Genomic DNA, 24,351 nt, shown 5'->3' with positions numbered 1-24,351 from the left:
AAACGCACAGAAAGGGAGGCTTTGCCTCCCTTCTTTGTTGCACCGAAGTTTGAAACTGCATACTATTCGTCTATTTCCGGCTCCAATCATTCGGTGCCAACGCTGTCTCCAAGAAAAATCGTTAAGGGATTTACTGTGAAAAAACTAATCATCACGGTTTTGTTTACTTTGCTAGCAGCGCCAGCGGCCCTAGCAGCAGACCGTTATATTTCTGATGACCTCTTCACTTTTATGCACTCAGGTCCAAATAACACCTACCGTATTATTGGTAGTGTTAACGCCGGTTCTAAAGTACAACTGATTAAAACCAACCGAGATACTGGCTACACGCAAGTTCGTGATGACCGTGGTCGCACTGGTTGGGTACAAAGCAAGTTTGTGACAAACCAAGAGAGCATGGCAATTCGCCTTCCTCGCATTGAGAAAGAGCTAGCCGAAGTAAAAGAGCAGCTTGCTAATGCTCGTCAAACTTCTGATGCAGAGAAAGCAGGTCTTGTTACCTCTCTCGAAACACGTAACCAACAAATTTCAGATCTAGAAAATAAATACTCTGAGATCAGTGATCAGCTTACTTCTGTTGAAACAGAAAACCGCGAGCTACGCGCAAAGCTGGATACACAAAAAGATGACATGCTGCTTAAGTACTTCACTTATGGCGGCGGTGTTGCAGGTTTAGGTTTACTATTTGGTTTGATTCTTCCGCATGTCATGCCTCGTAGAAAGCGCTCTCCTGCGGGTTGGGCATAAACCCTTACGCTTTTATCTTTAAAAAGAACGCAAAAGCCAGTCGATATTGACTGGCTTTTTAGTTTGCTTCGTTTGATAGAAGTGAGTACTACTCCCCCATTGAACTAGAGGCTCGACGACGATCCGTTGCGCCATAAAGCTTGCCATCTTTTAGCTCAATTGCATTCAAACCGCTTACCACTGGAATAACGTGCACTGGGTAGCCAAGCTCCATAAACTCAGGCACCAACATTTCTGCGAACGTTTTCTTTTCCACCAGCAAACCAGTCGGGTCATAAGACTTGGTGCGGTCTATCTTAGTGCCATACTGGATGTTTGGTAAGTCAATAGCCTCTTGCGCTGATAAATTCCAATCCAGCACCCCAACCACGGTTTTGAGTACATACCCCGGGATTTGTGAACTACCTGGTGACCCAACCACCAAACGCAAGTTATCATCACTGTCCATCACCATTAATGGCGTAATAGCCGAACGTGGACGCTTGCCCGCTTCAATTGAGTTTTGCGTAGGCTTGCCGTTAACCGTTGGCTGAGGTGAGAAGTTAGCCATCTGCGCATTCAAGATAACGCCATCGACCATCACACCCGAGCCCATACCCGTTCCTACCGTGCTGGTCATCGCAATTGCATTTCCATCTCTATCGACGATAGAAATATGCCCTGTATCTTTGCTCTCGAAGCCTTGATATTGCGCATACTGAGTTTGCGTTATCTGTCCTGCTTTTGGATCCTCTTTTAAAGTGCCATTATCAGGGATTAAATCACGTCTCTGATCTAGATAGGCTTTAGACAACAACTGTTCAACTGGCGTTTCCACATAATCCGGATCTCCGGCATACGCAATACGATCGGCTTTTGCAATTCGCATCGCTTCAGTCATGAGACGCCAAGGTTCCACATCCGTTTTCGCCATATGGGCAATGTCATAGGGTGCGAGCAGTTCAAGACTCTGAGCGACCATCACACCGCCCGAAGCTGGGTAACCAAAAGAGACGATTTTATTCCCACGGTAGTCGCTCTCAATGATGTCACGCTGCTTCACTTGGTAATGTTTAAAATCTTCTAAAGACAACTTCTCGTGTTGGTCATCAATACGACTATTAACCGTCTCTACGATGTGCTGACCAAGCTCACCACCATAAAGGTAACGATCGCCTTGTTGCGCGATCTTCCTCAGCGTCTCAGCCATCTTAGGGTTCTTCATCAAGGTTCCCGTCGGCTTAATATCGTCCCCTTGCCAATACAAGGCTTTCACTTCCGGATCTTGCTCAAGTCGGCTTTGCTCTCTTACTACGATGTCGTAGGTGTAGCTGTTCATCGCGTACCCATTGCTCGCCAATGTAATCGCCGGCTTAATCAGCTCTGCCCATGGCAACTTGCCATATTGTTCATGAGTGGTGTAAAGCAACCGCAATGTGCCCGGAACCGCAACAGAACGAGGGCCTAATATTTCGTTGCGACTGAGTACTTCCCCATTCTCAACAAACATTTCAGGGTTCGCGCTAGAGGGCGCTTCATCTCGACCATCAAGGGCCAGAAATTTTTTCTCGTCATGTTGATAAAACAGCGCGAAAGTCCCGCCGCCAATTCCGGTCATATCTGGCTCAACGACAGACATCACCATCTGCATCGCGACCATAGCATCAACAGCATTACCGCCTTCTTTCAATATTGAGTAACCGGTACTGCTCACGTAAGGATTCGTCGCACTGACCATGAAATCTTGCCCGCGACTATCTGGTGTAACTGGGAATGGGTCTGGCTTTGCTGCATAGCTTGTCGATGCAACAATGCTTAAAGAAAAAATCAGAATACGCATGTGTCTCTGTTTAGACTCCTATTATGTGATGGGGTCTAACGTGGACCAAGTCATTACTCCGAAGTTCGTGAAGATGGTGTCTTTTTACACAACGCTGACTGGAATCGCGCTATCAATAGATGAATGATATTGGTGCTATTTAAACGACTGAGGAAAGCTATATTTTGCTTGTTTGAGTATCTAGAAATCATCACCAGAATAGATGCAAAAGATGCTCTGAAAAATAAAAAGCCAGCGATATGATTTCGCTGGCTTGATGTGTTTCTACAAGAGTTACCCTTTCCACTCATACAACGCTGGTATACGAATTTGCTCACCTTGGAACTCAACAATCACAGCTTGCGGTTGTATTTCTCTTAGAGTGACCTGATCATCAACGACATCCCCCTGATGATACTCAACATTGTTAATTTTCACCCAACGGCGATTTTCATCACTAGCGTACATATGGGTTTGCAAATTAAGCGCAGGTAGACGCCCTTGCCACTGGTGAGCGTTGCGCTCTAAATCGTTCACGCGTGCCGTTTGTGATGACGAATTGTCATCATCTCGGGATAAGGCATTTTCGACCTTCCTAGCTAAATCTGGAGATAATGAGGATAAATCCAGATCATCCAAAGACAACCCGAGGTCCTCTTCAGCAGCAGAAGTCGTTTGGGTTGATGCTGAGTCGCGTGTTTCATCTCTGCTTGGTGTATGGCTCGTGTATTCATCGGGGGTGGTAAATGTACCAAAATCACGCGATAGCTCTGCACTTGGCCACTCTCTTGGCAATTGGGCCAACTGGGTGTTCTCTGGATAGTCTAATACTTTGAAAGGTGATACCACTTCGACCTTTTCTATCGGGGACGTTGTATCTACTTCAACACTCGGTGCAAAGAGATCTAAGTACCAAGCGACTCCGATAGCAGAAGCAGTGATTGGCAGCAAGAAGAGACCTATATGTTTCACAGCTGACATTATGCGTCCTCCTTCTCTATTCTCGCCAGTTGAGGCGCATCTGGCTGAACATTTTGCTGAAGTCGGTCTAGCGTTCGCTTACCTGCAATACCATCGACACCAATTCCTTGCCAACGTTGAAATAACTCGACTCGCTCTTTCATCGCACCATCAAAAATAGACGTTTCAAGCAGTGGCTCACTCACCGCTTCTGCTAATAATCGGTCTAATACTTCAATCGCAGGGCCTTCCATGTCTAAACGTAATGTTTCATTCAGCGGAGCATGCCGCAGTTCGATAATATTGCCCTGCCACAACGGCTTTAGCCACGAAACTGGCAGACGCAGACGCTGCTTGCCATTGAGCACTTCAGCTTGGTCATTACCGACGGCATATAGAATGACATACCCAACATCACCTTGATAATTCAACTCCAAGATCACAGGGCGATTTTGTTGCATCAACAGCGGCCAAGTCGCCATTTTACGCTCACAACGCATAGTCGACTGCGGTTCTGACAAACAAAGATTATCGCGAACCGATGCTTGATACCCCCACAAACGATACAAATCATTTACAGCGAGGTTCGACTGTTTTTGTGTTAACAATAAATCACGCTGCTCATCAGTTAACTGTTGGCTTACGACGGTTGGTGTTGGCTCTACTCTTGGCTCCGTCACTTGTGTCAACACTGACGTCGCTTGAGCTGGCATATAATTCACGACCGCCCACCCCGTACTTAATGCAGCAATAAGGCCTACCGTGACAGAGCCCCAAGCAGGCCAACGGAAAGTCCGGCGCTCTTTTTTATCTTGCTGATAAATATCTGCCTGAAACTGCATCACCTCTTCACAGGCCTGCTGAACGGTTTGCTTATCCACCACCACATTACCCTGGTGATAACTAATGTTGAGGGATTTGTCACAGATAAGGTTGATGAGCCGCGGTATACCGTGACTGTATTTGGCTATAAGTTTACAAGAAGCACGATTAAACAGTTGCTGGTCGCCACCTGCTGTATGTAGTCGAAATGCGATGTAATCTTCTGTCTCTTTTTCATCCAACGGCAACAGGTGATAACGCCCGGTAATACGCTGGGCAAGTTGGCGTAGTTGTGTTGTTTGTAATAACCGCTGCAATTCAGGCTGCCCGACCAACAACACTTTGAGCAATTTTCTGGTATCGGTTTCCAAGTTGGTCAACAAGCGCAACTGCTCTAGAACGTCGGCAGCAAGGTGTTGAGCCTCATCAATGACCAGCAATGTCTGCCAGCCTGAACGATAATTACGCAGCAAATATTGATGGATAACCTGGTTTAGCTGTTTGAGGTTTGCATCTGGCGGATAGGTGATTTTGAACTCATCGCAAATGGCTTCGAGCAAGTCTCTACTCGAAAACGTGGGATTGAGAATAAGACCCGCTTTGGTGTTATCACCCAAATTCGCCAGCATCGCTTTTGCGACGGTCGTTTTGCCTGTACCTACTTCGCCAGTAAGCATAGCAAAGCCACCGCCATCGCCTAGCCCAGCTTGGAGATGTGTGATTGCCTCTTTGTGACGTTGGCTTAAATACAAATAACGTGAGTTTGGAACAATCGAAAATGGTTGTTCGACAAACCCAAAAAAGTCCTTATACATTAGGCTCTCCAGCTAAAAAACCACCTGGGAATAGTCAGACATGGTATAAACGCTCTTCTTCTATTCTTAGGAGTAAAGAAAAGTACCATTGCTTGCTACAATGTCCAACGGCATATCCATAAATTAAGAGGTAATTCGTGCAAGTTTATTTAGTAGGTGGCGCAGTTCGAGATAAATTGCTCGGAATTGATAGTTATGACAACGACTGGGTGGTCGTAGGCGCGACGCCCGAGATGATGCTGTCCCAAGGATACACCGCCGTTGGTAAAGACTTTCCTGTATTTCTGCATCCCAAAAGTAAAGAAGAATATGCCCTTGCACGAACAGAGAGAAAGTCAGGTTCTGGTTACACTGGTTTTGAATGTTTCTTCGATCAAAACGTCACCTTAGAAGAAGATTTGATACGTCGTGATTTAACCATTAACGCGATGGCAATGGAGAGTGATGGCACGATCCATGACCCATATGGTGGCCAGCAAGATCTCAACGATAAACTGCTACGCCATGTATCAGACGCCTTTATTGAAGACCCTCTACGCGTTTTACGTGTCGCTCGCTTCGCAGCGAAGCTTGCTGATCTAAACTTTACGGTTGCCGACGAAACCATGCGGTTAATGCGTCACATGGCAGAGTCCGGAGAGCTGAGCACACTGACTCCCGAGCGTGTTTGGCAAGAATGGCATAAATCTCTCTCTACTCCTCGCCCTGATATTTTCTTATCGGTTCTACGAGACTGTGGTGCATTAACCGTGGTGTTACCTGAAATTGATGCACTATTTGGCGTACCTCAACCTGAGAAGTGGCATCCAGAAATTGATACTGGCATCCATACTTTGATGGTGGCAGAGCAAGCCGCAAAATTGAGTAACTCACTCCCCGTCAGGTTTGCCGCCCAAGTGCATGACTTGGGTAAGGGCGTGACGCCAGAGAGCGAATGGCCAAGCCACAAAATGCATTGCCATACAGGATTAAAACTGATCAAAAAGCTGTGCGAACGTGTCCGGGTACCAAATGAGTTTCGTGATTTAGCCTTGATGGTGTGCGAACAGCACTCCAATATTCATCGCGCGGCTGAACTTAAACCACAAACCATAATTAAAATACTCAATAAGCTCGATGTGTGGCGTAAGTCCGAACGTCTGCAAGATATCTTGCTTTGCTGCCAAGCGGATCACGCTGGTCGTAAAGGACTGGAAACGCAACCATATCCACAGGCGGATATTTTTAGGCAAGCCTACCAAGCAGCAGCGGCAGTTGACGTTCAAATCATAATCAAAGAGGGCTTTAAAGGCCCTGCGATTCGTGACGAGCAAGAAAAACGACGTATTGAAGCAGTGAAAGCAGCACTTAAGAAGTAACGAACAAACAAAAACGCCCGCGGATTTCGCGGGCGTTTTTCGTTAACATCAATTATGAACTTAATAGAAAAGCGAACAAACCGATGCCCAAAATCAGACGGTAAATCACAAACGGTGTCATGCCCATGCGTGAAATCATCTTCAAGAAGAAGTGGATACAGATGTACGCACTGATAAACGATGTGATAATGCCAGTCATTAAGAAACCAACATGGACAGGTTCACCACTGGTCACTAACTTCATGCCTAAGTAGCTACCAGCTAATGTAATGATTGGGATCGACATTAAAAATGAAAAGCGCGCAGCCGCTTCTCGAGTAAAGCCAAGGTAAAGCGCTGCTGTGATGGTCGCCCCTGAACGTGAAGTTCCAGGAATCATCGCTAAGGCTTGAGCAATACCGATAAATACAGCTTTCTTCCAACCCGTTTGGTATTCATCGGCAACGAGTTTAGCGTTTTTGTCTACCCACCATAGCAACAGGCCAAATACGATCGTAGTAGTCGCGATAACGTAAGCGCTACGTAGATACACTTCAATGATGTCTTTCATCAATAAGCCGAACACACAAGCTGGAATCGTCGCAATCACGATCATCCAAGCCAATTTAGCTTCTTTACTGCGATCTCCTTTAAAGATCGAAGCAAATAACGCTTGAAACAAAGTGATTACTTCATGACGAAAATAGATCACGACAGCCATTAATGTACCGACGTGAACAGCAACATCAAAGGCTAGACCTTGGTCTTCCCATCCTAAAATAGCGGAAGGCAGGATCAAATGGGCAGAGCTTGAAATAGGCAAAAACTCTGTCAGCCCCTGAATCAGAGCCAAAATAAAGGCTTCAAAATAACTCATGTAAACAACTCAAATTAAAAATGAAAGGAAACGGGTTTGAGCGAATCGACTGGCTGCATAGCATGCCAAATGTCTGCGACTGTGCGTCCATCGCCTGGGATCACTAATTGCGGTTCGAGATCATACAGCGGCTTTGTGACAAAAGGATATTTGTAGATATCACTGCGAGGTAGCTCAGGTTTTTTCTTGGAGACGCGCTCACCGAACAACACTATATCGAGATCCAGTGTTCGATCCTGATACTTTTGCGCGTTTTCTTCGCGTCCCCACTTAAATTCAATCTCGCGTAGTTGATGGCTCAACTCTTCTAATGACAACTCGGTACGCATTGCAACGACAAAGTTGTAGAAATTCTTGCTGCTAAAACCAATAGGTTCGCATTCATATATCGGTGATACGAGGAGATTTTCTCCAAGCCGTTGCAGCTCCTGATACGCAGCAAGCACATGTTGCTCTCTTTCTACGTTCGTCCCAACACCGATATAGGTGGTGATCATGCTCGGCCTCGCTCAATCACCACACCAACAGCACGTGCTTGCGGCACGGCGCCAGGCTTCGCTAGGCGGATTTTCACCCAAGGCACTGAGAAACGCAGCATGATAAGCTCTGCTACTTCTTCAGCCACGCGCTCGACCAGTAAGAAACGACCATTTTCAATGTGGTTAAGTACCGCCTCACTCACCTGCGAATAATCCAGTGCATCTTGCACATCATCACTTTTGCCCGCAGGTTTATTATCGTGTGCCATTTCAATATCTAGAACCAACTTTTGTTTGATTTGTTGCTCCCAGTCGTACACGCCAATTGTGGTGATTACTTCTAACTGTTCAATAAAAACTTTATCCAGAGCCATCTTATGTCCTTCTATTACAGAGGTCGGATACCCGTGAGGGGTAATTTGATCGTAGTATTCTATACCTAAGTAACATTTACTTTGGTCATCACAATGTTACTTAGGTATAAACTGCGAAAGCATCTTTATATACAAGAAATCACATAATGCAAGCTCTATCACAGTGAGGATTTCTGCATTATGTAAATTCGGGGTATGATAGCAACTACGCGGGAACCGAGCATTAAATTCCAATCCATCAAGGACTTCTATGGACGCACTGGCACTGATAATGACAATGGCCGCCTATTTATTAGGTTCGGTTTCCAGTGCGGTTTTGATCTGTCGACTCTTAAAACTGCCAGACCCACGCAGTGTGGGATCTAACAATCCTGGAGCAACGAACGTATTGCGTATTGGCGGACGAGGAGCCGCTGTTTCAGTCTTGTTGTGCGATATGCTCAAAGGCACTATCCCCGTGTGGGGCGGATACTTTCTTGGTATCGACCCTATCATTCTTGGCGTCATCGCCATTGCTGCCTGTCTTGGCCACATGTACCCCATCTTTTTCCACTTTAAAGGCGGAAAAGGTGTCGCAACCGCGCTTGGCGCTATCGCTCCGATTGGTTTGGACTTAACAGGATTGGTGATGTTAACTTGGCTGTCAGTAGCCGCGCTATTCCGCTATTCATCCTTAGCGGCTCTCGTCACGGTTTTGGTCACTCCGTTTTATACTTGGATGTTTAAACCGCAATACACGTTACCTGTTGCTATGCTGTGTTGCTTAATCGTATTTAAGCATCATCAAAATATTCGTCGGCTTTTGTCTGGCGACGAGCCAAAAATCGGCGAGAAGAAACTGGCACAAAAAAACTCGGCTTAATGCCGAGTTTTTCGTTTAAAGAGGGATGCATTGGTTACGCATGAACTCGATTCAGGAAGTTCAACAACATTTGGTTGACGAACTCCGGCTGTTCTAAACAACTGATGTGTCCCGCTTGCGGAATTTCTACCAACTCACTGCCCGTGATACAGTCTTTCATTAAATACGATTCGAAAACCGGGCGAGGCTTATCTTCACAGCCCACCGCAATTAACGTCGGCAGAGCGAATTTTTCCGAATCTTCAATCACATCACGGCGACCAAACACCATGCGCCCCATGCGAGCTACTTCCACCGCACGCTCACCGTTCAGCTCTTCTAAACTGCGTTTGAATGAAGCGACAAGTTTAGGGTTATCCTGATTGACGTTGTTGGCAAAGAACAGCGGCACAACGGCTTCAATAATTGGCGCAGGCACTGCTTGGACTTGGCTGATGGTATCAAGCATTGCAAAATACTTTTTATACGTAACTTCTGGCTCCCAGCCAATGAAGGTATCCATCAATACCAGTGACTTAACACGTTGCGGCGCTTGAGCCGTTAGCTCAGCTCCCCACATGCCGCCAACAGATAAGCCCACTATCGAGAATTCTTCGATATCTAAATGATCCATCAATGCCAACATATGTTGTGCATAGTCGGCCAATGACTGTGTCGATGCAGGTGCAGCGTCCGATTCACCATGTGCCCAAAGATCTGGCACAATACAACGGAATGACTGGCTTAAAACCTCAACTTGTGGCGCCCACATTTGGCTATCCCAAAGGTAACTATGACCAAATAGAAGCACAGGGCCCTCACCTTTATCTAGATAAGCAAGTTGCTGACCTTCAATTTCAAACTTATTCATTGTTATATCCATTTCTTATTCTTCCACGTCATCCTAGCACTGAAACAATCGCGAACTGATCGCATCAGTCAGAATGTAAAACGAGGCGGTTCATTGAATAATTAAAAATAAAGGCCTCTGAGGAGCAGAGACCTTTATTACAAAGAACCGGTTTCAAACCTACCGCATAAATTTGACTAAGCGACAGGTGTTAGTTGATCAATTGGCCAACGTGGACGAGCCTCTACTGACATATCAGCCACTTCGCCATTCTTCAAGCGCTGCATGCCTGCGTAAGCGATCATCGCACCGTTATCTGTACAGAACTCAGTACGTGGGTAGTAAACTTCGCCGCCAACTTTCTTCGCTAACTTCTCTAACTCAGCTCGCAAACGACGGTTAGCACTCACACCACCAGCAATAACAATGCGTTTCATGCCTGTTTGCTCAAGCGCGCGCTTACATTTAATAGCCAACGTAGCACACACAGCCTCTTCAAATGCCAATGCGATGTCCGCGCGGGTTTGCTCGTCATCACCGTTTGCAGCAATCGTGTTAGCCGTAAAGGTTTTTAGACCAGAGAAACTCATGTCCAAACCTGGCACATTCGTCATTGGGCGCGGGAACTTAAAGCGGCCCGGTGTACCTTTTTCCGCCAGTTTAGATAATAGTGGACCGCCTGGGTAATCCAAACCCATTAGCTTCGCTGTTTTATCAAACGCTTCGCCCGCCGCATCATCAATCGACTCACCTAGAATTTTGTACTCACCGATGCCTCTCACTTCCACCATCATAGAGTGACCGCCCGATACTAATACCGCCACAAACGGGAACGGTGGAGGGTTATCTTCCAACATTGGGGCCAATAGGTGACCTTCCATATGATGAACAGGTACCGCTGGCACTCCCCAAGCATAAGCAATACTGCGACCGATAGTCGCACCCACTAATAGCGCCCCAACAAGACCAGGCCCCGCGGTATACGCGACACCATCGATGTCTTTTGAAGTTAAGTTCGCTTCTTTTAGTGCCTCTTTAATAAGAGGAATGGTTTTCTTTACGTGGTCACGTGAAGCCAACTCAGGCACCACACCGCCGTAATCTGCGTGCAGTTTTACTTGGCTGTATAGCTTGTGTGACAAGAGACCGTTTTCATCGTCATAAATTGCGATGCCAGTCTCGTCACAAGAGGTTTCAATACCAATAATGCGCATGGTTTTCTCAGTATGCTTTCTGTATAGAGGAAATTTGGGCGTCATATTACCTCGCCTTGGTGCTGCAAACAAATTTTGTACAGACAATAATCGACAAAAGGCTTTACAAAGTAGTTGTGATCGGATTAAAATTCCGCACCATTTTTGATCAAGCTGGTAAGAGACCTAACAATTGTGATTTGGTCTGTTGAATACCAGCGTTAACGAATAACCCCTGAGGTGAAAGGCATATGCCAGTAGTTAAAGTACGTGAAAACGAACCGTTCGACGTTGCTCTACGTCGTTTTAAGCGCTCTTGCGAAAAAGCAGGTATCCTTTCTGAAGTGCGTCGTCGTGAGCACTACGAAAAACCAACTACAGTTCGCAAACGCGCTAAAGCAGCAGCTCAAAAGCGTCACGCTAAGAAGCTAGCTCGCGAAAACGCTCGTCGCGTTCGCCTGTACTAATAACTGAGCTCCAAAAGGAATTTAGTTATGGCTCTGATTGATCAACTCAAAGAAGAGCAAAAATTAGCGATGAAAGCCAAGGACAAATTGCGCCTTGGTACTATTCGTTTAGCCCTATCAGCAATCAAGCAACGTGAAGTTGACGAACAGATTACTCTGAACGATGACGACATTCTTGCAGTATTGACCAAGATGGTTAAACAACGTCGCGATTCTGTAGCGCAGTTTGAAGCAGCGGGTCGTCAAGATCTTGCTGATGCGGAACAAGCAGAAATTACCGTTCTTGAGGACTTTATGCCTCAACCACTGACAGACGAAGAAGTAGCGGCTCTCATCGAGAACGCGATTGCTGAATCTGGCGCAGCTGGCATGCAAGACATGGGCAAAGTAATGGGCGTTCTGAAACCGCAAATTCAAGGGCGTGCAGATATGGGTAAAGTAAGCGGTTTAGTTCGCGCTAAATTGGCTTAAGGTACCCCACCCAATTGCAGCAAGCCGTGCTATCCTTTGGAGCGCACGGCTTGTTTGTATCTGGATGGATGGAATGAAATCAATGGGCAATACGCTCATTCTTTTAAGGCATTCACTCCACTCATCATCTTCTTTTTTTGTTAGGTTTTATGGCTGGACACATCCCTCGCAGTTTTATCGATGACCTTCTAGCTCGACTTGATATTGTCGATATCATCGACGCACGTGTGAAACTTAAGAAAAAAGGCAAAAACTACGGCGCATGCTGCCCTTTCCACAACGAAAAGACACCCTCATTCAGTGTCAGTCAAGAAAAGCAGTTCTACCATTGTTTTGGTTGTGGCGCGCATGGAAATGCCATCGATTTTTTGATGGAGTTCGACCGACTAGAATTCGTCGAAGCCATTGAAGAACTCGCTTCATACTTGGGTTTAGATGTTCCTCGCGAACAACGTAGCGGCGGTAATGGTTCGTTTCAATCAGGCCCACAAGCAAGCAGCAGTGAAAAACGTAACCTATACGACTTAATGGGCAGCATTGCTCAATTTTATCGTAACCAACTCAAACAGCCAGCAAGTAAGGTGGCGATTGAGTATCTAAAAGATCGCGGCCTGTCTGGTGAAATCGTCCAGAAGTTTGGCATCGGCTATGTGGCTGATGAATGGGATTTAGTTCGTAAGAACTTTGGCCAGAATAAAGAAAACCAAGACATGCTCGTCACTGGCGGCATGTTGATTGAAAACGATAAAGGCAACCGCTACGACCGATTCCGTGGTCGAGTGATGTTTCCTATTCGAGACAGACGCGGCCGAGTAATAGGCTTTGGTGGTCGAGTATTAGGTGATGGGACACCAAAATATCTCAACTCACCCGAAACCCCGATATTTCATAAAGGTAAAGAGTTGTATGGCCTTTATGAAGTACTACAAGCGTACCGTGAGCCACCACAAATTTTAGTGGTTGAAGGCTATATGGATGTTGTCGCGCTTGCTCAATATGGCGTAGATTATTCCGTTGCCTCATTGGGAACCTCGACAACGGGCGATCACTTGCAAGTGTTATTCAGGCAAACAAGCACCGTCGTGTGTTGTTATGACGGTGACCGCGCAGGCCGTGAAGCAGCGTGGCGTGCCATGGAAAATGCATTGCCTTACCTAACGGATGGTCGCCAGTTAAAATTCATGTTTTTGCCGGATGGAGAAGATCCCGACTCTTATATCCGACAAAACGGAAAACAAGCATTTGAGCAGCAAGTGTCTAATGCGATGCCCTTGTCTGAATTCATGTTCAGCTCATTGACTCAGCAGGTCGATATGAGCACGAAAGAAGGCATGGCAAAACTGAGTACTCTTGCGGTTCCTCTCATTGATAAAGTCCCTGGCGGCACTTTAAGACTATACTTGAGAGAATTGCTTGGCCGCCGTTTGGGTTTGGTTGATGAACGCCAACTACAGCAGCTAATTTCAAAACAAGGTAAAGAGGATAAAAGGCCTCAACCTCATAAAGAAATCAAGCGAACGCCGATGCGAGAAGTGATCGCGTTACTGATTCAAAACCCACAATACGTAAGTATGGTGCCAGATCTAACCAGCGTTAGAGATTTGCCCATTCCTGGTCTAAGTTTATTTGTTGATGTACTTGATAAATGCCAAGCGCATCCCCATATCAACACAGGCCAATTATTAGAGCATTGGCGAAACAGCCAAAATGAGACCCTTCTGTCTCGTCTCGCGAGTTGGGACATTCCACTCGATGAGGACAACCAAGAAGAAATCTTTTTAGACTCACTGGATAAAATTATTGCCCAGTGCGTAGAAAAACAAATTGAAAACCTGCAGGCCAAAGCAAGAAGTGTCGGTTTATCAGCCGAAGAGAAAAGGGAGCTGCTAGCACTTATGCTAGATTTAAAAGCGTAACCCTGTTTAATTAGTCAGCAACGATTTAATTTGTTATAGTAAGTGGTTTGCATTTCGCATACTGATTCCTTCACCAGATTACGAAGTTGGATACCGTCTATGGATCACAATCCGCAGTCACAGCTAAAGTCACTTGTTATTAAAGGCAAGGAACAAGGCTATCTGACCTACGCCGAAGTAAATGACCACCTACCTGCTGAAATCGTAGATTCAGAACAGGTAGAAGACATCATTCAGATGATCAACGACATGGGCATTAAGGTAGTAGAAACTGCTCCTGATGCTGATGATTTAGCACTGAACGATGACACAAATATTACCGATGAAGATGCAGCCGAAGCTGCAGCCGCTGCACTTTCTAGCGTAGAGAGTGAGATTGGTCGTACAACAGACCCAGTACGTATGTACATGCGTGAGATGGGTACTGTCGAACTTCTAACTCGCGAAGGCGAAATCGACATCGCAAAACGTATTGAAGAAGGTATTAACCAAGTTCAATCGTCTGTTGCTGAATACCCAGGCACAATTCCGTACATTCTTGAGCAATTTGACAAAGTTCAAGCTGAAGAACTACGTCTTACAGACCTAATTTCAGGTTTTGTAGATCCAGATGCTGACGACACCGCTGCACCAACGGCAACACACATCGGTTCTGAACTGACTGAATCTCAGTTAGAAGAAGAAGACGATGAAGACGTTGATGACGACGAAGATAGCGATGACGATTCAGATGATTCTGAAGAAGATGTAGGTATCGATCCAGAATTAGCGCTAGAGAAATTCAACCAACTACGCAGCACCTATCAAAATCTTCAATTAGCAATCAACGAGTACGGCTATAACAGCCCGAAAGCAACCGTTGCTAATGAAATGATGCTAGACGTATTCCGCGAGTTTCGTCTAACGCCTAAACAGTTTGATCACCTAGTGAATGAACTGCGTACTGCTATGGATCGCGTTCGTACACAAGAGCGTCTGATCATGAAGTCAGTGGTTGAATACGGCAAAATGCCGAAGAAATCATTCATCGCGCTGTTCACTGGTAATGAATCAAGTGAAGCTTGGCTGGATGAAGTTCTTGCTTCAGACAAGCCATACGCTGAAAAGATCAAACGTAACGAAGAAGAAATCCGTCGTTCAATCGCTAAGCTAAAAATGATTGAAGAAGAGACTTCTCTAAACGTACAGAACATTAAAGACATCAGCCGTCGTATGTCTATCGGTGAAGCAAAAGCTCGCCGTGCGAAGAAAGAGATGGTTGAAGCGAACTTGCGTCTTGTAATTTCTATCGCGAAGAAATACACCAACCGTGGCCTACAGTTCTTGGATCTGATCCAAGAAGGTAACATCGGTCTGATGAAAGCGGTAGATAAGTTCGAATATCGTCGTGGTTACAAGTTCTCGACTTACGCAACGTGGTGGATCCGTCAGGCAATCACTCGTTCAATCGCGGACCAAGCACGTACGATTCGTATCCCGGTACACATGATCGAAACGATCAACAAGCTAAACCGTATTTCTCGTCAAATGTTGCAAGAGATGGGTCGTGAGCCACTACCGGAAGAACTGGCAGAGCGCATGCAAATGCCAGAAGACAAGATTCGTAAAGTACTAAAAATCGCTAAAGAGCCTATCTCAATGGAGACACCAATCGGTGACGACGAAGATTCGCATCTAGGTGATTTTATCGAAGATACAACGCTAGAACTTCCGCTAGATTCTGCAACTGCAACTAGCCTTAAAGTGGCAACAAAAGACGTGCTTGCAGGTCTAACGCCACGTGAAGCGAAAGTACTTCGTATGCGCTTTGGTATCGACATGAACACTGACCATACTCTAGAAGAAGTTGGTAAGCAGTTCGACGTTACTCGTGAACGTATCCGTCAGATCGAAGCAAAAGCACTACGTAAACTTCGTCACCCAAGCCGCTCAGAGACTCTGCGCAGCTTCCTAGACGAATAATCGCAGCGCATATAAGCTTTTAGAAATCAAAAAAGGTGACTTTAGGTCACCTTTTTTATTATCTACTGTTCTAAGTGGATAAAAACTAAGCGCAATTGCCCTAGTTGGTATCTAGACACCTTGCAACGCTTCCCCTATAATCGTTGTCCTATTAAGGCCCCTTAGCTCAGTGGTTAGAGCAGTCGACTCATAATCGATTGGTCCGCAGTTCAAGTCTGCGAGGGGCCACCATATTTCGAAAGGCGTAGCAGGTTAATACCTACTACGCCTTTTTTGTATCTTATATCTTTGGGTACAGTTGCGGTAACTCGTCACTAACCTCGTAATAGCTTTTCCTCTTCCCCTCTTCTTTAACTATTATCTGGCTCTCTATACGAGCAATAGAAACAAAATGTCTGCTCGTGATTTAAACCATTGACCCTCAGACAACTTCTGATAGTATGGACGTATAGACGTCTAAAACAAAAAAATGGAGCTACAATGAAAAGTATTGGTCACTTAAAGAAACTAGCTTTGATTCTCACGGCAGTAGTCGGCTTAAGCGCTTGTGGAGAAAAAGATGACTCTGTCATTAAAGTGGGCGCGACAGTTGGACCACATGCACAAGTAGTCGAGGCGGTAGCGAAGGAGGCAGCAAAGCAAGGTTTGAATGTCGAAGTCATTGAGTTTTCTGACTACGTGACACCTAATGCCGCCCTTAGCGACGGTAGCATCGATATTAACAGCTATCAGCACCAGCCATTTTTAGACAACTTCAACAGTAGCCATAACGCCCAATTAGTATCAATTGGTCAGTCCATTCTTATGCGTATGGGGCTTTATTCCAATAAGTATCGCTCACTGCAAGAGCTTCCAAACAATGCACGTATAGCGCTTCCAAATGACCCTACCAACGGTGGTCGTGGTCTGTTGCTACTCGCCGATGCAGGTTTAATTGAGCTGAAACAGGGTGTTGGCCATAAAGCCGCCCTAACTGATATCACAAAAAACGCAAAATCATTTGAATTTGTCGAGGTAGATGCCGCTCAGCTACCAAGAACATTAGATGATGTGGACGCGGCTGCGATTACAATGAACTACGTAATGTCTTCTGGTTTAGATCCGAAGAAACAAAGTATCTATCTTGAAGCAAAAGACGCCCCATTAGCAGTCATGGTCATCGCCACTCGTGACGCAGACAAAAATAATGAAGCGTATAAAAAGTTCGTTTCTATTTATCAATCTCAAGCGATTCGTGATTATCTCGATCGCACTTTCAAAGGCACAATCGAAGCAGCTTTTTAATCAATAAAGCAGCGAATATTTTACCCCACGAATCAGATAGAGAAGAGGCTAATGTTTTCTCATAGCCTCTTCTTTTCATTACTCACTAAATCGACTCATTGTCGACTTTCAGCCTCTAACTTCATTGCCAAATAAGCTTGGTCAGCAGAAACCAATTCAGGACGGTTAATCAACTTCCAGAGGAAGTATGGTGGGATTAAAAATACGATGAAGTAGAGAGATTCATGGAAGAAAACATCGGCTATCGTTTGCTGATGCTCCCAAAGTGCCGTCAGTGCGAAGAGCTCTAACATCACGCCTAATACGCCAAAGACGACAGAGACAACAATCGCTAAACCCAGTAGTTCTCTAATAAAGTGCTTGTATGCCATGATACTAATTCCTTCTAGCAATAAGTCATACTAACTTACGCTCATAAGAAACAAGTGAGCTTGATTATTATCAAACTCACCTCATCACTGTTAAGAACTTAGTTTTATAAAAAAGTACTTGTATATAGCGTCATCGAAGACTGATTTCCCTATCACAGAGCATAGATACCTCTACAAATAGAAGGTGATGGAACGACCAACTATTGACTATATGAGCGCAACTTTAATCAGATAAGTAATATTGAACCGTCGATACCACTCGTACTTTCTTAATGTAAGGCGTGTTGCTGTCTCGGTCATAAATCGAGAACTGCCCTTGAGTTGCACGTTTGATCTTACCCAGTGAACTCTGTGAGTCTTTCGCAAATTTCTCAGCCACTTCACGCGCATTCTTAGTCGCTTCTTCGATCATGTCTGGCTTCACATCATTCAGCTTAGTAAAGCTGTACTCAACACGATTTGCATAAGGATCTTGGTTAAGCAAAACGCCTTGTTTTCCTAGCTCACCTATTTCATTGATTGCCGCTCGAACAACATCAACACTCTGGCTGTAAACCGTAACGGTTCGCGAGGCCAAATAACGATACTCAATGTCTTGCTCGCTCCCATATTGCTGTGCTTTTCTGTCAATGACCGCTGGGGAAGAAAGGGAAACGCTGGTTTCAGGAAGCCCTTTGGCACTTAGAAAGTCCAAAATCAAACGGGTTTGCTGGTCAATTTCATCAAACATGGCTCCCATATCATTACTCGCTAGAGTAAATTGAATCGGCCAAATCACCGTATCAGCAGGATACTCACGCTCCGACAAACCTTTTACTGTCACGACTCTTTCATAGGCTCGGTATTTCACCGCCGTCTGCTGCATAAAATAGCCAAGGATGCCAAGACCAAGTATCAAACTTAGCCCAATCCAAAGTGCTGCTTTATTGGAAACTCGTTCCATTATTTCCCCCTGATAAATATCAACTTAGCTTAATCTTTGTTCTAGATAAGATAGCCTATCTATTGTTTTAAGAGGGAGACATAACGCGAGTTTTGATTCATAGCACAGTGATATACCGTTTTCTTTAGTCAATAAAGCTTCATTGGTTTGTCACCAAAGGCTCATGCTTTTGCCTCTTAACTGTCATCTGTAATTTCTACTATCCAATCAGCAACTTGTACGCTGAGGTAAATATGGATAGTTCAACCCCTTTTCGTCTCCCTCGTAAAACGCCGTTTGGCATTGGTGAAAACGTTGCTGAATGGGCAACCGGTTTAAACCAGCTTGATAAGTTCTACGCTCAACGCCCCGTTAATGCCGATACCAAAACTTTTCTCCGCTTCACGTTGGATATTTTAGGTATCGATTATCGCATTGCTCATGGTTCACTCGACTCAGTGCCTAAACAAGGTGCTACCGTCATTGTGGCGAACCACCCGCTTGGTTGTGTGGAAGGCGTCATCTTGGCCGAACTCTTGTTGATGGTACGAGACGATATCCAAATTCTAGCCAATCAATACCTGAAAACCGTACCAGAGTTAGATCAGCTCTTCATTGGTGTCGATGTGTTTGAAGGCAAAGACGCCGTCAAATCAAATATGAAGGCCCTCAGAGCGGCTAATAAACACCTCGCAAGTGGCGGCTTATTGCTTGTCTTTCCTGCCGGTGAGGTTTCCCAGTTAGTCGATGCCAAACAGCAACGCTTGGAAGACAAAGCGTGGAGTCGAAGCGTAAGTAGCCTAATTCGCAAAAACAAAGCAACGACAGTTCCAGTATTCATCAGTGGCCAGAACTCGAAACGCTTCTATATGGCAGGGAAAATCCATCCACTTTTGCGTACCCTACTGCTTGGTCGAGAGTTGCTAAACAAACATGCGCAAACCATCGATTTATCTTTTGGCCAAGTGATCAAATTCAAAGAGATCAACACACTTAACGATGATCAAGTGGTGAACTATTTGCGGCTCAACACTTACTTGCTCAATCGTGAAACCCATTCAGTGAAGCCTTCTTCTTCATCAGAAATGCTCTCTCCAATAGCGGCAGGGTTACCCGTAGGCGAATTGCTTGAAGAGCTGAACAACTTACCAAAAGAGTCCAAGCTGCTAACAAGTGGTGAGTTCGATGTTTACTGCACGGAGTCGCAGAGTATCCCTTCCCTACTGCATGAAATTGGTCGCCTACGTGAGCTCAATTTCCGACAAGTTGGCGAAGGGACTGGACTAGCAATAGACATTGACCATTTCGATCATGATTACCTGCATCTGTTTGTGTGGGACAGAGAGAACCAATGCTTGGTGGGCGCGTATCGTTTAGGTCTGGTTGATCAACTGATTGAAAAGCGCGGCGTAGCAGGTCTGTATTCACGAACGTTGTTTAACTATGACCAACGCTTTATCGACCAAATGGGTAAATCCATTGAGATGGGGCGCTCTGTGATTGCACATCAATATCAAAAGAGCATGAGCGCGCTACTGCTACTGTGGAAAGGCATCGCAACGTTCGTTCATCAAAACCCAGATTACACTCACCTATTTGGTCCGGTAAGCATTAGCAACGATTATAGCGATACTGCACGTCAATTACTGGCTCAATCAATGACACTGCACCACTACGACAACAATTGCGCAGAGTACGTCACACCTTCTAACCCACTTCCTGAGCACCACCGTGACTGGAACACCAGCATGCTCACTGCTCTGGGTGATTTACAGCTATTGTCACGTGTCATTGCCAGAATCGATGAAGGGAAAGGAGTGCCCGTTTTGCTGCGTCAGTACTTAAGCCTCAATGGCAAGCTGGTATGCTTCAACGTCGACCCTGCATTCAATAACGCTCTAGATGGATTGATTATGGTGGATTTGCGCGATGTTCAAGAAAAGACGTTGGCAAGGTATATGGGACGCGAGCAAGCTCATGACTACCTCGTCTATCATACTAATAGCAACGATGATTAAGAACAGTGATTAAGTAGAGAGTTGGGAATCACAAGAAGAACCGTGTGGCGACTCTCTTTATTTACCCTTTCATCAACTAATTAGGCGTGCTCCGTGAAGTGCGCCGAAAAGGCTCTTATAGATACAATCTATCGAAAGATCTAGATAGCATTTATCTCACCAATTCCGTCACAAACTTTCACAAAAAACAAAAACAGATCCAGGTCACACTTTAAATCCACCACAACTCAACACAAAACGTGACATTGATCATTACAAGTATTTAATTCGAATTTCAAAAAAAATCAAAAGTGATCAAAGTCACAAAGTATTTTGATTTTAAATTTGTCAGAAGATCGGATTGATCACTAAGATTTTTATTGACAGATTTAAAAGTGGCTTTTTGTTATTAAGTTACAAGTTAATAAGTTGAACTTGGTCACTTAAAAACCGTTTCTCAGCCTAAGAAATGCGGGCGTAGATCACGAAAAACCCGTTGTCAGTTCCAATTGGAAAATGTGTGGTAAATTGATTGGGTACTAAGCAATCAAACAAACGGTTTTGGCGAACCGTTTACTACAACAAGATTCATCAGAACATCGAACGGGGAATTGTTATGATATCACCAGATGCCAAGATCAAGATACAAAATTTTGGTCGTTTTCTGTCAAACATGGTAATGCCAAACATCGGCGCGTTTATCGCGTGGGGCTTTATCACTGCTCTATTTATCCCAACGGGATGGCTACCAAACGAAACATTAGCCTCTATGGTTGGCCCAATGATTACCTACTTGCTGCCACTACTTATCGGTTACACCGGTGGTAAATTAGTTGGTGGCGATCGTGGTGCGGTAGTCGGTGCAATCACAACAATGGGTGTGATTGTAGGCACAGACATCCCAATGTTTATGGGCGCAATGATGGTCGGCCCAATGGGCGGCTGGGCTATCAAGAAATTCGATAACTACATCGATGGTAAAGTAAAAAGTGGCTTCGAGATGTTGGTTAACAACTTCTCTGCGGGCATCATCGGCATGCTATGTGCGATCCTTGCCTTCATCTTTATCGGTCCATTCGTAAAAATTCTTTCTGGTGGCTTGGCGGCAGGCGTTAACTTCCTAGTTTCTGCTCACCTACTACCACTGACTTCAATCTTCGTTGAGCCTGCGAAGATCCTTTTCCTAAACAATGCGATCAACCACGGTATTTTCTCTCCACTGGGTATCCAGCAAGCGTCTGAAACAGGTCAGTCGATCTTCTTCCTAATCGAAGCAAACCCAGGTCCTGGTCTTGGTATCCTGCTAGCTTACATGGTGTTTGGTAAAGGTACGGCTCGTCAAACGGCAGGTGGTGCATCAATCATCCACTTCTTCGGCGGTATCCACGAGATTTACTTCCCATACATCCTAATGAACCCTCGCCTAATCCTTGCGGCTATCGCAGGTGGTATGACTGGCGTATTCGTACTAACTATCTTTAACGCAGGTATCGTTTCTCCAGCATCACCAGGTTCAATCTTTGCAATCTTGTTGATGACTCAGAAAGGCTCAATCGTTGGTGTTCTAGCGTCTATCGCAGCAGCAACAGGCGTGTCATTCGCCGTAGCAGCACTGCTAATGAAGACTCAAACGTCAACAGAAGAAGACGGTGATGAAGCAGCACTAGAAAAAGCAACATCACAAATGAAAGACATGAAATCTGCATCTAAAAACGATGCGGTGGTAAACAGCCAAAGCAAAGGTGACGTAGACCTAGCGACAGTACAAAGCATCATTGTCGCTTGTGATGCGGGCATGGGCTCGAGTGCAATGGGCGCGAGCATGCTACGCAAAAAGGTTCAAGACGCAGGTCTGAACATCCACGTAACCAACCTTGCCATTAACAGCTTACCAGAGAGTGCAGATATCGTGATTACTCATAAAGACTTAACGGATCGTGCACGTAAGCATGCTCCAAACGCACACCACATTTCATTGACTAACTTCCTAGATAGCGAGATGTACAACCAGCTAGTCACCAAACTACTAGCAGCGCAAAACCAATCCGCAGCCAATGACGACCAAATGGTAAAAGTTTCGCTCGTGGCAGCAAACGACGACAACTTCGAGCCACAGCAAACGTCGGTGTTCCAAATCCAGCGTGAAAACATTCACCTAGGTTTGAAAGCTGCCAACAAAGAAGAAGCGATTCGCTTCGCGGGCAACAAGTTGGTCGAACTTGGCTACGCAGAACCAGAATACGTAGACGCGATGTTTGAGCGTGAAGCATTGGTTCCAACTTACCTAGGCGAATCTATCGCAGTGCCTCACGGTACGGTGGAAGCGAAAGACCGCGTGAAGAAAACCGGCATTGTAATCTGCCAATACCCATCGGGTATCCAATTTACTGAAGACGACGACGATGTTGCGAAACTGGTTATCGGCATTGCCGCTAAGAACGATGAGCACATCCAGGTGATTACCACCATTACGAACGCGCTCGATGAGCCGGAGGCAATTGAGAAGCTAACCAGCACCAACGATGTGGAAGAGATTCTAAACATCCTTGGCGGTCAACAAGCGGCTTAATTACCCCTTTAATTTGCTCCTGAGGCAAATGAGGTCAGCTGTCACCCCCTATGCGGTTGGCCTCCCCCTAGTTTCGTAAGTCAACATTTTAGACATTGGTAGGTAAGAATTATGAAAAACGCAGTTCATTTTGGCGCAGGTAACATTGGTCGTGGCTTCATCGGTAAACTATTAGCAGACGCAGAAGTCGAGGTGACATTCGCAGACGTTGACGCTCCACTCGTCGACCAACTGAGTCACAAGCAAGAATACAAAGTAAAAGTGGTCGGTACTGAGTGCCAAATCGACACAGTAACTCACGTCACCGCGGTTAACTCAGCCAGTGAAGATGTCATTGACCGCATTGTAAAAACCGACTTGGTAACAACAGCGGTTGGCCCTAACGTACTGGACATCATTGCAAAAACCATCGCTACCGGCATTGCTAAACGCTTTGCAGCAGGTAACGATAAACCATTGAACATCATAGCGTGTGAAAACATGGTTCGTGGCACCACACACCTAAAAGGTGAAGTGTATAAACACTTGGATGAATCATTGCACGCGAAAGCAGACGAGTTGGTTGGCTTTGTCGATTCAGCGGTAGACCGTATCGTACCACCAGCAGAAGCGGCGAACGATGACCCACTAGAAGTCACTGTAGAGAGTTTTAGCGAATGGATTGTGGATGAGCAGCAATTCAAGGGCGAAATCCCTGACATAGCTGGCATGGAAAGAACCAACAACCTAATGGCATTCGTAGAACGCAAGCTATTCACTCTCAATACAGGCCATTGCATTACCGCTTACCTAGGTTGCTTGAAAGGCCATCGTACCATTCGTGAAGCAATTGAAGACCCAAGCATTCACGCTGAAGTAAAACAGGCGATGCAAGAGAGTGGTGAAGTGCTGATCAAACGTTACGGCTTCGACCGTGACATGCACAACGCCTACATCGAGAAGATTTTAGGACGCTTTGCCAACCCATACTTAGTGGATGAGGTGGATCGCGTAGGTCGTCAACCAATTCGAAAATTGGGTGCAAACGATAGATTAGTGAAGCCTTTACTCGGTACAATTGAGTATGGCACTGAAAATCAAACACTTTTGAAAGGCATTGCCGCTGCGTTGAAGTACACTAACGACACTGACCCACAAGCCGTAGAGCTACAAAACTCATTAAAAGAAGTGGGTGTGAAGAAGACGCTAGCGACATACACAGGTCTTGCAGAAGACAGTGCTGAAGTGGCTCAAATCGAGACACTTTACAACCAACTTTGATTTACCTAGGGGAGCTCGGCTCCCCTTCTATGTCCTTCT

The 24,351-nt window shown here is 45.4% G+C and carries 21 protein-coding genes and 1 tRNA gene; 12 read left to right on the top strand and 10 right to left on the bottom strand.

The window, feature by feature from the left end; all coding sequences use genetic code 11:
* The first annotated feature begins 135 nt into the window (after positions 1 to 135).
* Positions 136 to 747 (top strand): TIGR04211 family SH3 domain-containing protein, encoded by a 612-nt coding sequence (locus R7044_RS08155; protein ID WP_005379900.1) that lies wholly within the window; start codon positions 136 to 138, stop codon positions 745 to 747.
* A gap of 88 nt (positions 748 to 835) precedes the next feature.
* On the opposite strand, the gene ggt is transcribed toward R7044_RS08155, so the two are convergent.
* The 3 genes from ggt to R7044_RS08140 form a co-directional block, all read right to left on the bottom strand.
* The gene (gene ggt, locus R7044_RS08150; RefSeq protein WP_025768393.1) at positions 836 to 2,566 is read right to left on the bottom strand and encodes a gamma-glutamyltransferase; all 1,731 of its coding nucleotides are present in this window, start codon (positions 2,564 to 2,566) and stop codon (positions 836 to 838) included.
* Positions 2,567 to 2,839: 273 nt separating this feature from the next.
* Positions 2,840 to 3,526: a general secretion pathway protein GspB gene (locus R7044_RS08145; RefSeq protein WP_005379904.1), complete on the bottom strand. Its 687-nt coding sequence runs from the start codon at positions 3,524 to 3,526 to the stop codon at positions 2,840 to 2,842.
* A complete protein-coding gene (locus tag R7044_RS08140; RefSeq protein WP_025768392.1) occupies positions 3,526 to 5,142 on the bottom strand; it encodes an ExeA family protein in 1,617 nt (538 codons plus the stop codon). The genes R7044_RS08145 and R7044_RS08140 overlap by 1 nt, the downstream gene beginning before the upstream one ends.
* Before the next feature lie 137 nt (positions 5,143 to 5,279).
* Here R7044_RS08140 and R7044_RS08135 point away from each other — a divergent pair, with 137 nt between their 5' ends.
* Positions 5,280 to 6,500, top strand: coding sequence for a multifunctional CCA addition/repair protein (locus tag R7044_RS08135; protein ID WP_053306866.1), 1,221 nt, complete (start codon positions 5,280 to 5,282; stop codon positions 6,498 to 6,500).
* A gap of 52 nt (positions 6,501 to 6,552) precedes the next feature.
* On the opposite strand, the gene R7044_RS08130 is transcribed toward R7044_RS08135, so the two are convergent.
* Genes R7044_RS08130 through folB form a run of 3 tightly spaced genes read right to left on the bottom strand, consistent with a single transcriptional unit; the run spans position 6,553 to position 8,209 of the window.
* Positions 6,553 to 7,356, bottom strand: coding sequence for an undecaprenyl-diphosphate phosphatase (locus R7044_RS08130; protein ID WP_033906080.1), 804 nt, complete (start codon positions 7,354 to 7,356; stop codon positions 6,553 to 6,555).
* Positions 7,357 to 7,370: 14 nt separating this feature from the next.
* Positions 7,371 to 7,853, bottom strand: a complete 483-nt coding sequence (gene folK, locus R7044_RS08125) for a 2-amino-4-hydroxy-6-hydroxymethyldihydropteridine diphosphokinase (RefSeq protein ID WP_005387457.1) — start codon at positions 7,851 to 7,853, stop codon at positions 7,371 to 7,373.
* Complete coding sequence (folB, locus tag R7044_RS08120; RefSeq protein WP_005379859.1) at positions 7,850 to 8,209, bottom strand: bifunctional dihydroneopterin aldolase/7,8-dihydroneopterin epimerase; 360 nt, start codon at positions 8,207 to 8,209, stop codon at positions 7,850 to 7,852. Before folB ends, folK begins: the two co-directional genes overlap by 4 nt.
* A 250-nt stretch (positions 8,210 to 8,459) precedes the next feature.
* On the opposite strand from folB, the gene plsY reads away from it, so the two are divergent.
* Entirely contained in the window at positions 8,460 to 9,071 is a 612-nt protein-coding gene (plsY, locus tag R7044_RS08115) for a glycerol-3-phosphate 1-O-acyltransferase PlsY (RefSeq protein WP_225455467.1), read from the top strand.
* Positions 9,072 to 9,105: 34 nt separating this feature from the next.
* Here the strand turns inward: plsY and R7044_RS08110 are convergent, their stop codons facing one another.
* Positions 9,106 to 9,921 (bottom strand): alpha/beta fold hydrolase, encoded by an 816-nt coding sequence (locus R7044_RS08110; protein ID WP_005379855.1) that lies wholly within the window; start codon positions 9,919 to 9,921, stop codon positions 9,106 to 9,108.
* 176 nt (positions 9,922 to 10,097) lie between these two features.
* Positions 10,098 to 11,114 (bottom strand): tRNA (adenosine(37)-N6)-threonylcarbamoyltransferase complex transferase subunit TsaD, encoded by a 1,017-nt coding sequence (gene tsaD, locus R7044_RS08105; RefSeq protein ID WP_005379854.1) that lies wholly within the window; start codon positions 11,112 to 11,114, stop codon positions 10,098 to 10,100.
* A 230-nt stretch (positions 11,115 to 11,344) separates the two neighbouring features.
* On the opposite strand from tsaD, the gene rpsU reads away from it, so the two are divergent.
* From rpsU to R7044_RS08075, 6 genes are all read left to right on the top strand, one after another.
* Complete coding sequence (gene rpsU / locus R7044_RS08100) at positions 11,345 to 11,560, top strand: 30S ribosomal protein S21 (protein WP_001145625.1); 216 nt, start codon at positions 11,345 to 11,347, stop codon at positions 11,558 to 11,560.
* 27 nt (positions 11,561 to 11,587) lie between these two features.
* Positions 11,588 to 12,031 carry a GatB/YqeY domain-containing protein gene (locus R7044_RS08095; RefSeq protein WP_005379720.1) on the top strand — a complete coding sequence of 148 codons (444 nt, stop codon included), beginning with the start codon at positions 11,588 to 11,590 and terminating at the stop codon, positions 12,029 to 12,031.
* Positions 12,032 to 12,180: 149 nt separating this feature from the next.
* Positions 12,181 to 13,947 (top strand): DNA primase, encoded by a 1,767-nt coding sequence (gene dnaG, locus R7044_RS08090; protein ID WP_005379719.1) that lies wholly within the window; start codon positions 12,181 to 12,183, stop codon positions 13,945 to 13,947.
* 99 nt (positions 13,948 to 14,046) lie between these two features.
* Positions 14,047 to 15,909: an RNA polymerase sigma factor RpoD gene (gene rpoD / locus R7044_RS08085; protein WP_005395986.1), complete on the top strand. Its 1,863-nt coding sequence runs from the start codon at positions 14,047 to 14,049 to the stop codon at positions 15,907 to 15,909.
* Between the two features lie 155 nt (positions 15,910 to 16,064).
* Positions 16,065 to 16,140, top strand: a tRNA-Ile gene (locus R7044_RS08080).
* Positions 16,141 to 16,389: 249 nt separating this feature from the next.
* Complete coding sequence (locus R7044_RS08075; RefSeq protein ID WP_017633488.1) at positions 16,390 to 17,193, top strand: MetQ/NlpA family ABC transporter substrate-binding protein; 804 nt, start codon at positions 16,390 to 16,392, stop codon at positions 17,191 to 17,193.
* Between the two features lie 95 nt (positions 17,194 to 17,288).
* Here R7044_RS08075 and R7044_RS08070 read toward each other — a convergent pair whose 3' ends face one another.
* Positions 17,289 to 17,564 (bottom strand): hypothetical protein, encoded by a 276-nt coding sequence (locus R7044_RS08070; protein ID WP_005383040.1) that lies wholly within the window; start codon positions 17,562 to 17,564, stop codon positions 17,289 to 17,291.
* Between the two features lie 223 nt (positions 17,565 to 17,787).
* Complete coding sequence (locus tag R7044_RS08065; protein WP_005379714.1) at positions 17,788 to 18,507, bottom strand: SIMPL domain-containing protein; 720 nt, start codon at positions 18,505 to 18,507, stop codon at positions 17,788 to 17,790.
* 233 nt (positions 18,508 to 18,740) lie between these two features.
* On the opposite strand from R7044_RS08065, the gene R7044_RS08060 reads away from it, so the two are divergent.
* From R7044_RS08060 to R7044_RS08050, 3 genes are all read left to right on the top strand, one after another.
* Complete coding sequence (locus R7044_RS08060) at positions 18,741 to 20,504, top strand: lysophospholipid acyltransferase family protein (RefSeq protein WP_017820256.1); 1,764 nt, start codon at positions 18,741 to 18,743, stop codon at positions 20,502 to 20,504.
* A gap of 595 nt (positions 20,505 to 21,099) precedes the next feature.
* Positions 21,100 to 23,052 (top strand): PTS mannitol transporter subunit IICBA, encoded by a 1,953-nt coding sequence (locus R7044_RS08055; protein WP_005379710.1) that lies wholly within the window; start codon positions 21,100 to 21,102, stop codon positions 23,050 to 23,052.
* Between the two features lie 111 nt (positions 23,053 to 23,163).
* A complete protein-coding gene (locus R7044_RS08050) occupies positions 23,164 to 24,312 on the top strand; it encodes a mannitol-1-phosphate 5-dehydrogenase (RefSeq protein ID WP_062730758.1) in 1,149 nt (382 codons plus the stop codon).
* Positions 24,313 to 24,351 lie beyond the last annotated feature (39 nt).

The organism is Vibrio sp. 1402 (genome assembly GCF_033340275.1).
The sequence above is the reverse complement of the archived record's forward strand: the minus strand, read 5'-3'. Positions and strand labels throughout refer to the sequence as shown.